At 69.9% G+C, this 12,668-nt stretch carries 13 protein-coding genes; 6 read left to right on the top strand and 7 right to left on the bottom strand.

The window, feature by feature from the left end:
* The first annotated feature begins 288 nt into the window (after positions 1-288).
* From upp to DDF62_RS12200, 3 genes are all read left to right on the top strand, one after another.
* Entirely contained in the window at positions 289-933 is a 645-nt protein-coding gene (gene upp, locus DDF62_RS12210; RefSeq protein ID WP_116489501.1) for a uracil phosphoribosyltransferase, read from the top strand.
* Positions 934-1,038: 105 nt separating this feature from the next.
* Positions 1,039-1,422, top strand: a complete 384-nt coding sequence (locus DDF62_RS12205) for a response regulator (protein ID WP_116489365.1) — start codon at positions 1,039-1,041, stop codon at positions 1,420-1,422.
* A gap of 3 nt (positions 1,423-1,425) precedes the next feature.
* A complete protein-coding gene (locus DDF62_RS12200; RefSeq protein WP_116489364.1) occupies positions 1,426-2,598 on the top strand; it encodes an META domain-containing protein in 1,173 nt (390 codons plus the stop codon).
* 52 nt (positions 2,599-2,650) lie between these two features.
* Here the strand turns inward: DDF62_RS12200 and DDF62_RS12195 are convergent, their stop codons facing one another.
* Both DDF62_RS12195 and DDF62_RS12190 read right to left on the bottom strand, forming a co-directional pair.
* Positions 2,651-4,147 carry a phosphomannomutase/phosphoglucomutase gene (locus DDF62_RS12195; RefSeq protein ID WP_116489363.1) on the bottom strand — a complete coding sequence of 499 codons (1,497 nt, stop codon included), beginning with the start codon at positions 4,145-4,147 and terminating at the stop codon, positions 2,651-2,653.
* 123 nt (positions 4,148-4,270) lie between these two features.
* On the bottom strand, positions 4,271-4,516 hold the full coding sequence (locus tag DDF62_RS12190; RefSeq protein ID WP_116489362.1) for a hypothetical protein: 246 nt from the start codon (positions 4,514-4,516) through the stop codon (positions 4,271-4,273).
* A gap of 99 nt (positions 4,517-4,615) precedes the next feature.
* Between DDF62_RS12190 and gpmA the strand changes: the two genes are divergently transcribed.
* The 3 genes from gpmA to DDF62_RS12175 all read left to right on the top strand — a co-directional run bounded on the left by gpmA (position 4,616) and on the right by DDF62_RS12175 (position 8,126).
* Complete coding sequence (gene gpmA / locus DDF62_RS12185) at positions 4,616-5,329, top strand: 2,3-diphosphoglycerate-dependent phosphoglycerate mutase (RefSeq protein WP_116489361.1); 714 nt, start codon at positions 4,616-4,618, stop codon at positions 5,327-5,329.
* Between the two features lie 167 nt (positions 5,330-5,496).
* Entirely contained in the window at positions 5,497-6,756 is a 1,260-nt protein-coding gene (locus DDF62_RS12180) for a pentapeptide repeat-containing protein (protein WP_116489360.1), read from the top strand.
* Positions 6,757-6,863: 107 nt separating this feature from the next.
* Positions 6,864-8,126: a pentapeptide repeat-containing protein gene (locus tag DDF62_RS12175; protein WP_116489359.1), complete on the top strand. Its 1,263-nt coding sequence runs from the start codon at positions 6,864-6,866 to the stop codon at positions 8,124-8,126.
* A 208-nt stretch (positions 8,127-8,334) separates the two neighbouring features.
* Here DDF62_RS12175 and DDF62_RS12170 read toward each other — a convergent pair whose 3' ends face one another.
* The 5 genes from DDF62_RS12170 to DDF62_RS12150 are packed head-to-tail and all read right to left on the bottom strand — an operon-like array spanning position 8,335 to position 12,654.
* Entirely contained in the window at positions 8,335-8,976 is a 642-nt protein-coding gene (locus tag DDF62_RS12170; protein WP_116489358.1) for a PASTA domain-containing protein, read from the bottom strand.
* Between the two features lie 3 nt (positions 8,977-8,979).
* The gene (locus tag DDF62_RS12165; RefSeq protein ID WP_116489357.1) at positions 8,980-10,278 is read right to left on the bottom strand and encodes a PASTA domain-containing protein; all 1,299 of its coding nucleotides are present in this window, start codon (positions 10,276-10,278) and stop codon (positions 8,980-8,982) included.
* Positions 10,275-10,928, bottom strand: a complete 654-nt coding sequence (locus DDF62_RS12160) for a hypothetical protein (protein ID WP_116489356.1) — start codon at positions 10,926-10,928, stop codon at positions 10,275-10,277. The genes DDF62_RS12165 and DDF62_RS12160 overlap by 4 nt, the downstream gene beginning before the upstream one ends.
* Positions 10,928-12,094 (bottom strand): hypothetical protein, encoded by a 1,167-nt coding sequence (locus DDF62_RS12155; RefSeq protein ID WP_116489355.1) that lies wholly within the window; start codon positions 12,092-12,094, stop codon positions 10,928-10,930. The genes DDF62_RS12160 and DDF62_RS12155 overlap by 1 nt, the downstream gene beginning before the upstream one ends.
* Positions 12,091-12,654, bottom strand: coding sequence for a hypothetical protein (locus tag DDF62_RS12150; RefSeq protein ID WP_101719909.1), 564 nt, complete (start codon positions 12,652-12,654; stop codon positions 12,091-12,093). The genes DDF62_RS12155 and DDF62_RS12150 overlap by 4 nt, the downstream gene beginning before the upstream one ends.
* Positions 12,655-12,668 lie beyond the last annotated feature (14 nt).

Raw genomic sequence — 12,668 nt, 5'->3', positions numbered from 1 at the left:
TTCTTTTGGAAAACGGTCGCTTAACCGCGTTTGGAAGCATCCTCTTCAGCCTGCCGCGCGATAGTGGGGGCTCGCAGGGGACAGCGAGGCGGGCGTGGCCAAGAAGGAAAAGGTAGCGAAGCGGAGGTCGGGAATGGCCGACTTCATGACGCTCCTGGTCTGCATCGGCTGCACCGTCTGGGCCTTCAGGACAATCGTCGGCCTTGGCGGCTGATTAGCGCTTGGCCTGAAGGCCGGATGGCGGCACTTGAACGGTAAAGCCGTTTCAAGATCAGGATGCCGCCGCCCATGACGACCCAATCCCTTCCGGGCGTGACCATCGTCGACCACCCGCTGGTGCAGCACAAGCTGACCCTGATGCGGGACAAGGAAACCTCCACCAAGACCTTCCGCGCCCTGATGCGCGAGACCGCGACCCTGATCTGCTACGAGGTCACGCGGCAGCTCTCGATGGACGAGGTCGAAATCCAGACCCCCGTCGCCCCGACGAAAGCCAAGGTCATCGCCGGCAAGAAGCTGGTGTTCGCCCCGATCCTGCGCGCGGGCCTGGGCATGGCCGAGGGCATGCTCGACCTGGTTCCGGCCGCCCGCGTGGCCCACATCGGCCTCTATCGCGACCCCCAGACCCTGGAAGCCGTCGAATACTACTTCAAGACCCCCGAAGACATCGCCGACCGCCTGGTGATCGTCGTCGACCCGATGCTGGCCACCGGCCACACGGCGGTGGCGGCCATCGACCTCCTGAAGAAGCGCGGCGTGCGCGACCTGCGCTTCGTCTGCCTGCTGGCCTCGGTCCCGGGCGTGGAGACCCTGCGCGCGGCGCATCCCGACGTCGAGATCTGGACGGCGGCGGTGGATCCGCAGCTCAATGACCACGGCTATATCGTTCCGGGCCTGGGCGACGCCGGCGATCGCACTTTCGGCACGCGGTGATCTGGCGGTGCGCGCTGACCCTGGATCGGGGGCAAGTGTGCGCTTGAGCACTTGCGCGACTCCGCCGGCGCGGTAAGCAGCAGCGTTAACCTTTTTCGAGTTCGCATGCTGGTTACGCCGCCTCAGATCTATGTCGCCGACGACGACGCCCTGACGCGCGAGCTGGTCGAGATCCAGCTTGGTCGCGGCGGCTATGGCGCGCGCACGTTCGAGACGGTCGAGGAACTGCTGTCGGCGGTGGCTTCGGCCCCTCCGTCGCTGATCCTGCTTGATGTGCGCATGCCGGGCCTTTCGGGTCTCGACGCTCTGCGCAGCCTGAAGTCGGCGCAAGGCGCCGAGGACATCCCGGTGCTGATGCTGACGGGGGAGGGGCGTCTGGACCGCATCGTCCAGGCCCTGCAGCTGGGCGCGGTGGGCTACGTGATGAAGCCCTTCACCGGCAAGGCCCTGGTCGACAAGATCGGCGAGGTGCTGGGGGCGGGGACGTAAGGGCTGGACAGCCCGCCATCGCGCTCTAGGGTTGAGCTTCAGCCAGGTCGGAGCGCGCTTGCCCATCCCGCGGAAGACGATCGCGCTCTTGGGCTAGCGGGGGCCCTGTCCGCTTGCGGACCCGAGGGCGAGTGGCTGGTGGAGCGCATCGACGATCAGCCGGTGGTCGGCAAGCGACCGGTCGTGACTTTCGACGAGGGGCAGGTCTCGGCCGGCGCGGGCTGCAACAGTATCGGCGGCCCCTACGATGCGGGGCCGGGGCGCGCGCTGAGGGTCTCCAGCCTCGACACTACGCTTGTCGCCTGCCTTGGCGCCGAGGGCGAACGCTCGATGCGGCTGGAGGACCAGCTTGGCGCGCGGCTGGGTCGTGTCCGGGCCTTCGAGCGAAAGGAGGGGCGTCTGCGCCTGGTCTCCGAGCCGGGAGAGTTGTCCCTTGTCGCCCGGCCGAGGCCGGCGCGCTCGATGGAGGGTGATTGGCGCATCTGCGCTTGGCCGGCCGCCCGCAGTGTTGCCGAGCCGCTGCGGATAGTGCGCTTCCACGACGGCGTGGTCGATGAGTGGGCGGGGTGCCGGGGGATCTACCGGCTGAGCGGCCCGGCGCTGCACATGCGTTTCGACCCGACCCCGGCATGCAAGGCGGCCATGGCGTCGGCGCGGGACGCGATGGCCAGGCGCCAATCCTTCAACGAGGACATGCCCAGGCCTGATCCCGCGATCCTGGCCGCCGCGTTGCCGCGCCAGGTGCGGTTCACCCACGCCGGCCCTGTCCTGCGCGGCGATCGTGGCGAGGAGATCAGGCTATGCAGGGCCGACGCGGCCGACCTGGTTCCGCGCGCAGCCTGGACCCTGGAAGGCCGCTGGATGTTCGACGGCGGGGTCGACCCCCGAGTGCACGCGCTGTCGTTCGAACGGGGCGTGGTGACCGAAACCGGCGGCTGTCGGGGTCGCTACAGCGTGGTCGGCGAGCAGGTGAGACTGGAGTTCCCCGCGGCGGAGAGCTGTACGCCCGCCCGGTCCGTTAAAGGCGGATCGAGCCGGTGGCGGGCGGTGTTGCCAAGCCTCGCCCCGGAGGCCCGCCTGAGGTTCCATCGTTTCGACAGCGCAAGGCTCGAAACCGTATCGGGAGAGTGGCTTTATCTGCGGCGGGCGCCGCCGCCCATGGGCGCCGGCAAATAGAAAGGCCGGGGATCGCTCCCCGGCCTTTCGTTCTTCAGGGGCGTAAGCCCGATCAGATTTCCTGGTTGTACTTGCCGACCCGGTCGCCCAGGCGCGGCTTCACTTCCTGGCGGAAGAGGGCGCGCATGTCGTCTTCCGACTGGGTGCTTTCGACCACGACCACCACCTCGGGCTTGTTCGACGAAGCGCGGACCAGCACCCACGAGCCGTCTTCCAGGTGCACGCGCACGCCGTTGACGGTGATCACCTCGGTGATCTTGCGGCCCAGGATCGAGCCGCCGGCGGCGAACAGGTCTTCGTATTCCTTCACCACGTCGGCGACGACGCCGTACTTCACCTCGTCGGCGCAGTGCGGGCTCATGGTCAGCGAGGTGAAGGCCACCGGCAGGGCCTTGCGCAGGTCCGACAGCTTCTTGCCCGGGTTGCGGTCGAGCATGGCCAGCACGGCGGCCGCTGCGGTCAGGCCGCAGTCGTAGCCATAGCCCAGCTCGCCGTTCATGAAGAAGTGGCCGCTCTTCTCGAAGCCGGCCAGGGCGCCCAGCTCGGCGCTCTTGCGCTTGATGTAGCTGTGGCCGGTCTTCCAGTAGATGACCTTGCAGCCGTGTTCCTTGAGGATCGGGTCGGTGGCGTAGAGGCCGGTCGACTTGACGTCGACCACGAAGGTCGCGCCCGGATGCAGCGGGGCCAGGTCGCGGGCCAGCATCAGGCCGATCTTGTCGGCGAAGATCTCCTCGCCCTCGTCGTCGACCACGCCGCAACGGTCGCCGTCGCCGTCGAAGCCGAAGGCCAGGTCCGCGCCATGCTCACGGACGGCGCGGGCCATCTCGTGCAGCATCTCGGCGTCTTCCGGGTTCGGATTATACTTCGGGAAGTTGAAGTCGAGGTCGGTGTCCATCGGCACCAGCTCGGCCACGCCCATCTTCTCGAGGGCGTCGACCACGAAGGCGCCGGCCGTGCCGTTGCCGCAGGCGGCGATGACCTTCAGCGGGCGGGTGATGCTGGCGCGCTTGGCGACGTCGTCGATATAGCGCTGGGCCTCGCCCTGCACGCGGATCAGCTTGCCGCCCTCGCGCTCGACGAACGTCGCGCCCAGCACGATCTCCTTCAGGCGGCCCATCTCGTCCGGGCCGAAGGTGAGCGGCTTCTGGGCGCCCATCTTCACGCCGGTCCAGCCGTTTTCGTTGTGGCTGGCGGTGACCATGGCCACGCAGGGGATGTCGAGGTCGAACTGCGCGAAGTAGGCGGTCGGCGACAGGGCCAGGCCGATGTCGTGGACTTCGCAGCCGGCGCTCAGCAGGCCCAGGATCAGGGCGTTCTTGATCGAGGCCGAGTACGAGCGGAAGTCGTGGCCGACGACGATCTTCGACTGGCCCAGCTCATGGATATAGGTGCCCAGACCCAGGCCCAGGGCTTGAACGCCCAGCAAGTTGATTTCGGGACCGAACAGCCAGCGCGCATCGTATTCGCGGAATCCCGTCGCCTTGACCAGCGGCTCGTTTTCGTAAGCGGCGGTATTGGGAACCAGATCGGCGCGGGGATTCGAGAACATTGGAGCTCGCTTCAATGAGTGATTGGGTGCGTTTAGCTGTCGGAGTGGTTGTTTTCCACCCTCTTCGTACGACGATGATCGATCAATGTGACGATTGATCGATAATGGCGCGTAGGAAAGCGGCTATTGCGCTGGGTCGCCGCTGGCGGCGGCCGCGGCGGCGGCCTCCTGGGCGCGCCGCTGTTCGCCGCGACGGGCGGCGGTCTTTTCCTTCTCGATCAGCGCCTTCATTTCCGGAGTCTGCTGGATCGGCGTGGAGCCGAACGGGCCCGGCGAGCGGTCGCCGTAGCCCTGCGGCCAGACCATGGAAAAGGCGATCATCGCCAGGGCGACCAGCGCGCAAAGGGGCATGAAGATGCGATCGGGCATGGTCCGCCTATACCACGCCCCTTGTGGCTGGATAGGGGCGATGCTTGACGCGAGGTCCCGCGCGCCTTAGCCCGCCATGACCAATTCCAAGGAGCTCAGATGCCCGTCCTCGTCCTGCTTCGCCACGGCCAGAGCCAGTGGAACCTCGAGAACCGCTTCACCGGCTGGGTCGACGTCGACCTGACCGCCGAGGGCGAGGCCCAGGCCCGCAAGGGCGGCGAACTGATCAAGGCCGCCGGCCTCGACATCGACGAGGCCTTCACCTCGGTCCAGACCCGCGCCATCCGCACCTGCAACCTGGCCCTCGACGCGGCCAGCCAGAGCTTCGTGCCGGTGACCAAGGACTGGCGCCTGAACGAGCGCCACTACGGCGGCCTGACGGGTCTCAACAAGGCCGAGACCGCCGAAAAGCATGGCGAGGAGCAGGTCACCATCTGGCGTCGCTCCTACGATGTTCCGCCTCCGGAGCTTGCCCCTGGCGGCGAGTACGACTTCGCCAGCGACCGCCGCTACAAGGGCGCGAGCCTGCCGTCGACCGAAAGCCTGGCCACCACGCTGGTGCGCGTGCTGCCCTACTGGGAAGAGGCCATCGCCCCGAAGCTGAAGGCCGGCGAGAACATCCTCGTCGCGGCCCACGGCAATTCGCTGCGCGCCATCGTCAAGCACCTGTTCGCGGTGCCCGACGACCAGATCGTCAAGGTCGAGATCCCCACCGGCAACCCGCTGGCCATCGAGCTGGACGCCGACCTCAAGCCGACCGGCGCCCGCTATCTCGACGAGGCCCGCGCCGAAAAGCTGCCGGCGATCGGCTGATTTCGCTCTTCGGGTAAGATTTCCTAGGGTTCCTTTCGTCCGAGGGCGAAAGGAACCCTAGGTCGTTTCAGGTCTTGTCTGCGCGCAGGAAGTGCCTGGAAACACGACGTTAATGCTGATGGGCGCATCAAGTTGGGCTACCCTTCGGGGAAACGACGCGAGCTTGCATGAACACCCCGGCAGCGGCGGGCCAGGAACACCGGCGCCTGACGCAACAAGAAGTCGACGTGATCTGCGCCAAGCACGACCGCCTGTGGTCGGCTAGGCTCGGCGGCGCGCGCGCGGTCTTCGCCTTCTGCGACCTTTCGGGCCTGGTCCTGGCCGGGCGCAATCTGTGCGACGCCGACTTCACCGGCGCGCTGCTGGTGGGCGCGGATCTGCGCCGCTGCAAGCTCGACAACGCCAACCTGTACGGCGCCGACATGCAGGGCGCCGACCTTACCGATTCCTCGCTGCGCCGGGCCGACCTGCGCGGCTCCAGCCTGCGCGGCGCCAACCTGACCGGCGCCGACATGTTCGAGGCCGACCTGCGCGAGGGCCAGATCGCCGCGGCCGACCGCGAGAAGGGCTATCGCATCATCGAGCCGGTGCAGCGCGAGGCCTACGCCACGGGCGCTAACCTCTCGGGGGCCAATCTCGAGCGCTCGCGGCTGTCGGGCATCGTCGCCACCAAGGCCGACTTCAGCGACGCCATCCTCAAGGACGCCAAGCTGGTCCGGGCCAATCTCAAGCAGGCCAATTTCAACGGCGCCAACATGGCCGGGGCCGACCTGTCGGGCGCGAACCTCGCCGGCGCCGACCTGCGCAACACCGTGCTGGTCGGGGTCAAGACCATGTCCTGGAACGTCACCGGGGCCAGCATGGAAGGGGCCCTGACCGACAAGGCCTCTGGCGTCGACGTCTCCGACATGCCCTACGAACAGATGATCGCCGACCACGCCCGCTGGTGCGAGACGGGCGGCGGCGAGGGCAAGCCGTCGGTGTTCGACAGGGCCGACCTGCGCAACCTGAAAAGCATCCGCGGCTTCAACCTGACGGCCCTGTCGGCCAAGGGCGCGGTGTTCTACGGCCTCGACATGGAGGGCGTGCAGATGCAGGGCGCCCAGCTGGAAGGCGCCGACCTTCGGGCCTGCAACCTGCGCCGGGCCGACCTGCGCGGCGCGCGGCTGAAGGGCGCAAAGCTGTCGGGGTCGGACCTGCGCGACGCCCAGCTGGGGCCGCTGCTGATCGGCAAGGACCGGCTCTTGCCGGCCGACCTGACCGGCGTGCTGCTGACCAACGCCGACCTGGCCCGGGCCGACCTGCGCGGCGCTTGCCTGGCGGGCGCGGATCTTTCGAGGGCGAACTTCACCAGCGCCAACCTCAAGGACGTCGACATCACCGGAACCATCCGGCTGGGCGCCCGAGGGCTCGAAGACCTCATCTGAGTTACCCAATTTGAGATGTGTGGAGCGACCTTAACCGTTCGCTCGTCGATTCCTGTTATCCGATTGTCCGCTAGTGATTTTCCAGTAAGACGGGAGGGGGTCCCGCAATGAACGCCGCACAGAGCCTCGCGGGCCGCCGCAAGCTCAGTCAGGCCGAACTCGACATGATCGTCACGGCCCACGAGAAGTTCGTGACCGGCAAGCAGGGCGGCAAGCGCGCCTCGCTGCGGTTCATGAACCTGTCGGGGTTGGACCTGTCGTTCCGCAACCTGACCGACGCTGATCTGTCCGCCTCGATACTCGACGGCTGTCGCATGGTGCGCGCCAAGCTGGATCGCGCCAGCCTGTTCGGCTGCGACCTGCGCAAGGCCGACCTGCGCCAGGCGAGCCTGCAACGCGCCGACCTGCGCGGCGCCTGCCTGCGCGGGGCCAACCTCTCGCAGGCCGACCTGACCCAGGCCGACTTCCGCGAGGGCCAGATCGCCATTCCGCACCCGCGCAAGGGCCTGGACACCGTCAAGCACGAGGTCCGAAACGGCGAGGTCGACGAGGTCAATTTCTCGGGCGCCACCCTGGACGGCTCGCAGTTCACCGGCGTCTCGGCCTTCAAGGCCGACTTCTCCGACTGCTCCCTGCGCGGGGCCAAGCTGTCGGGCGCCAACCTCAAGGAAGCCAATCTGGTCGGGGCCATCCTCGACAACGCCGACGTCAAGGGGGCCAACCTCGAGGGCGCCAACCTGCAGGGCGCGGTGATGTCGGGGGTCGACACCTCGACCGCCCGCGTGCACGGCGCGCACATGACCGGCGCCCTGACCACCTCGACCCCCGAGGCGGTGAACAAGGCGCGCGAGCTCTACGCCCGGTGCCTGGCCAACCAGCAATGGTGCCAGACCGGCGGCAAGGAGGGCGCGGCCGCCCGCCTGGACGGCGAGGACCTGCGCCCGATCGGCGATCGCCTCAAGGGCCTGCGCCTGACGGCCATGAGCGCCAAGGGGGCGTGCTTCGTGGGCATGGACCTGTCGGGCGCCCAGCTGCAGGGCGCTAACCTGCAGAACGCCGACCTGCGCGCGGCCAACCTGCGCGGCGCCGACCTGCGCGGAGCCAAGCTGACCGGGGCCAACCTGACCAAGGCCGACCTGCGCCAGGCCTTCCTGTCGCCGCTGCCGCTGGGGCCCGAGCGCAAGACCGTCGGCAGCTTGGCCGCCGCCCGCCTGCGCTACGCCATGTTGCAGACCGCCGACCTTTCCGAAGCCGTCCTCGACGGCGCCGACCTGCGCGGCGCCGACTTCACCGGCGCCCGCATCGCCAAGGCCAGCTTCCGCGACTGCGACGTCGGCCAGGCCCAGGGGCTGGAGTTCGGGGTAGGGTAGGGGGAACCTCCCCCTTTGGGGGAGGCGGCCGCAGGCCGGCGGGGGGAAGTTTTCAGCTTTCGCCGCGTCGGCCGATTGCCCAAAACGCCCCCCACCGATCGCTTCGTGATCGCCTCCCCCATCGGGGGAGGTTCGCGGATCCAAGCCCTCCCCCTCAGTCGGCTTGCCCGACAGCTCCCCCTTCAGGGAGAGCGTCCCGACAGACGGCCTACTTCAGCCCCAGCGTCACCGCGTTCGTCGTGCGCACCAGCGCCTTGGGCGGGGCGTCCTGCGAGGCGACGGTCTGGTCGGCGGCCTTGTCGGCGGGCACGGCCTCGCCCTTGGCGTCGACGAAGGCGGCGGAGAAGCCGCGGGCCGACAGCGCGGCCGCGGCCGCGGCGCCGGTCAGGCCGCGCACCTCCGGCATCGGGGCGGCGTCGTCGAGCGCGGCGGGCGGCGGCACGGGCACGATCTTGAAGGTCAGCTTGGCCGCGCCGCTGGCCTGGAAGGCGTAGCGCTGCTGGAAGGCCGCGTCGACCGGGGTGACATAGGTGCGGGCCTTGCCGATCGCCGCGGGCTGGCCCGACGTGCCCGCGCTGCCGTCGGCGCCGCCGGTGCCGCCGATGTGCATCGAGACCTGCACCTCGCAGGTGGTCTCGGGCAGCACGTAGAAGGTGGGCTGGTAGCCGATCGAGCGCAGGGTCTCCAGGCCCTCGTCGCCATCGCTCTCGTACATCGCCAGGGTGGCGGCCAGCGAGGCCTGGTCGAGGGCGGCCTGGGCCTCGGCCACGCCCCGCCCGACGGCGGCGATCACCTCGCCCAGCGGCGTGGCCAGGCTTTCGCTGAGCAGATCGGCGGCGTCCTGCGACATCGGTCAGGTTCCCTGTTGGTCGGCGAAGATGACCATCACCCGCGCGCCGCGGGCGATGATGGTTCCGGCGCCCGGCGACTGGACCATGGCCTGGCCAGGGGCGACGGCGGGGTTCAGGCCGCGCGGACCGGTGCTGGCCTCCAGCACCAGGCCCACCGAGGTCAGCACCCGGCGCACGGCGCTTTCGGTCAGTTGCAGCACGTCGGGCACGCGCGGCCCGTCGTCGCCGGTCGGCACCTTTTCGGGAATGAACTGGAACTTCAGGTCGCTCAGCGAATCCTGCGGCAGGGCCTTGAGGGTCTCGGTGTCGGGAAACTCCATGCTGCCGGTGTCGCGCAGCACGCCCTTGGCGCTGATCTGGATCGTGCCCAGCGAGAAGCCGGTGGGCTTCAGCGTTTTCTGGGCGGTGTCGAGCTGGGTGGCCATGTCGGTGGCCAGGTCGGTGACGGCGACGGTCCGCAGCGTGGCGAGGGCGGGATTGATCGTGGCGGTGGTCGTGCCCGTCGTTGTGTCCGTGGGCGGTCGGGTCTTGATCTCGTCGATCTCAAGGTCCTTGGCCGCCAGGGTGGCGCGCAGGCCGGAGATTTCCTTCGCCTGTTCGGCGGCCGTGCGGCTGCTTTCGACCAGTTGCGCGTCCCGGCTGGCCAGGTCCTGGTCGCGCTGCACAAGGCGGGCGTTGAGGGCCTTGGTCGTGTCGTCGGCGGCCTTGGCGGCGTCGGCCTTCTCGGCGCGGACGGCGGCGATCTGGGCGTCGCGTTCGGCCAGCTGCTTTGTCTGGGCCGAGATCTGGGTGTCGCGGGCGGCCAGGTCCTGGTCGCTCTTGGCCAGGCGGGCGGTGAAGGTCCTGGTCGTGTCGTCCACGGCCTGGGCCCTGACGGCGGCGACGTCGACGCTGGGCGTGGCGACCGGGGCGTCGGTGGCCACCACCCCGCCGATCGGCGTCGCCGTCCGCAGGGTGCGGGCCGACAGGGTGCGGGCGATCGCCGTCTCGGCCGGCGCCAGCCGGCGGACCTGGCCGAAGTCTATGGTCAGGGCGCCGGTGCGGGCGTTGCGGGTGAACTCCGGCGCGGCCGAGATCACGCCCGCCCCCTCGACCAGCCGGAAGGCCGGGGCGAAGGGCAGGGTGTCGTCGGCGATGGCGCCCGCGCCCTTGGCCGTGCCGGTGGCGTCGGTCTTGGCGCTGGAGGCGCTGGCCCAGGCGCCGGTCTTCAGGTCGAACAGCTGGACGTCGAGCGCCGCGCCGACCGCCACATTGCCGTCGGCGTCGGTCAATCGGGCGGTCCAGGAGAAGGCGGTGCTCATCCCACTTCCTCCATCCCGACCACGCCGCGGCCGCTGTAGGCGCCGATCGAGGCGACGACCACGATCACGGCGCGGGGCGGCTCCTTGGCGATCGACAGGGTCGCCAGGGCGCGGCCGTCGGCGCCGGTGCGCAGCAGGGCCTGCTGCAGGCGGGTGCCGGGCTGGCGCACGAAATTGGCCACGCCGCGCGCCGCCGACAGGGTGGCGCTGGCCGCGTCGTCGATGTTCAGCTCCACCGGCTGGTCGGCCAGCACCTCGCCGGCGCTGTTGGTGACCACGACCGAGAGATTGGCCACGCCGCCGATATTGCCGCCGCCCGAGACGGCGATGCGCGGCGTGGGCAGGCCCTCGCCCGGCGGGGTGGCCACCAGCCGCCCGCTGATCGTGCTGGAGACCTGCTGGTTGGTGCTGTTCTGGTCCTTGGCGGTGAACAGCAGGGCGATCGGCCGGCCGCCGCTATCGGCCCTGGTCTGCATGTCGACCTTTATCGAGAAGTCGAGGAACGGCAGCTGGTAGCCGCCGATCGGCGCGCCGCTGGCGTCGACCTTGGGGCCGCTGTTCAGCGCCAGCTGCGCCTCGCGCACCCCCTCGGCGAGGGCCACGAGCAACTCCTCGATCGAATTGCCGACGAAGCGGCTTTCGGCCGGCATCAGGCGTCTCCCTCGGACTCTTCGGAGCGCTTGGCCTTCAGGCGCTCCAGGGCGCGGTCGCGACGGGCGTCGTCGCGGGCCTCGTCGGCCTCTTTCAGCTCGCGCACGTCGCTGGCCATCTCGCGCAGGCGGTCGGCCTTCTCGGCGAAGTCGGCGACCTCGCCGACATAGGACGACAGCTTGCGGGCCGTCTCGCGCACGTACGGATCGGCGCGGCCCAGGCCGGGGATCTTCTCGCGGGCCCGCTCGATCCAGTCGGACGGGATGGCGTCGCGGGCGCTGTCGAGCGCGCGCTCGGCGGCGGCGTAGGCCTTGCGGCCTCGGCTGACCATGTCGCGGGCCTTGGCCAGGCGGCGGTCCAGCGGATCGGTGGCGCTCGCCGCGCGAGGGCGTTCGGCGGGATCGCGCAGCGCCCGGCCGGCGTCGCGCAAGCCCCGTCCGGCGTCGGCCAGGGACGACAGGCGGCGCGAGGGCTCGCTCAGCGGCTCGGCCTCGCGCCGGGCGGCCAGGCGTTCCCATGGGGCCTCGCGCGAGGTCGCGGCGGCACGCTCCCAGGGCGTTTCGCGGGGCGAGGCCGCCGGGCGGTCCCACGGCGCTTCCCGGGGCGAGGCCGTCGGGCGTTCCCAAGGGGTCTGGCGGGGCGAGGCGGCCGGTCTTTCCCACGGCGCCTCACGCGGGGAGGGGGCTGGGCGTTCGAACATTTCGGTCGGAGTGAAGCGCCGAAGATCGGGCGTCAGGCCGCCGGGCGTGGGGCGCACCATCTCGCCCGGCGTGGCGCGCAGGCCTTCGCCGGGCGTGGCCCGCAGGGCGTCGGCCGCGGTGCCGCGCAGCGCCGGCGGCAGGGCGGGCGGATGCGGGTCCGGGCGCGGTCCGGCCTGGGCCCGGGCGACGTCGCGGCTCGCGCCCCAGCGCTCCAGTTCGGCGCGGCGCTGGTTCAGCGGCGTCACGGCGTAGCGCGGATCGCCGAGCGCGCCCTGACCCGTCAGCTGGGCCATCTTGCTCTCCAGCGCCTGGCGTTCGGCCAGCAGCCGCGCCAGGTTCGGCGACAAGGCGGCCGGATCGGCGCCCGGCGGCAGGCCGACGGCCGGGGAGGAGGCCGCGCGGGCCGGCGTCGGCGCCGGCGCCTTGGCGCGACGCAGCGCGTCCTTCCAGGGCGGATCGCTCATCCGTTGTCGGGGTCCTTGGGCGGCGGCGCGCGTCGCTGTTCGATCAGCGCGCGCACCCTTTCCTCGAACAGGGCCGGCGGCGGTATGGGCACCAGCTTGGTGCGCATCAGGCTCGAGCCCTCGGCGCTGTACTGGTACTTGGCCGCGTAGCTGGCGCTGACGCTGCTGGCGCTGACCGCCCCGCCGCCGCCGAACGGCGTCCAGAAGCCGCCGGCCTTGACCGTGGTGGCGCTGCTGCTGCGCTTGATCTCGGTCTCGGACTTGAACGAGATCGACATCTTCAGCTCGATGACGGTGTCGACGAACTGATAGAAGGTCGGCGTGAAGCCCAGCTCCAGCAGGCTGTATTCCTGCCCGTCGCCGAACTTGACCATGTAGCTCTTGGACTTGGCGCCTTCGCCGTCCTTTTCCTCGTCGGCGTCCTCGTCATAGCCGGCCATCATCCGGGCGATGCGGAGCGATACGAGGTCGAGTTGAAGCTGGGCGGTGGCGATGCCGACCCCCAGGCGCTGCACCATCTCCGGGAAGGGGACGGCGAGCAGTTCTGTGCCCACGCTCATGGCGCGTCCTCCGT

The organism is Caulobacter radicis, from assembly GCF_003094615.1.
Classification (GTDB): Bacteria; Pseudomonadota; Alphaproteobacteria; order Caulobacterales; family Caulobacteraceae; genus Caulobacter; species Caulobacter radicis.
This window is presented reverse-complemented; position numbering and strand designations above follow the sequence as displayed.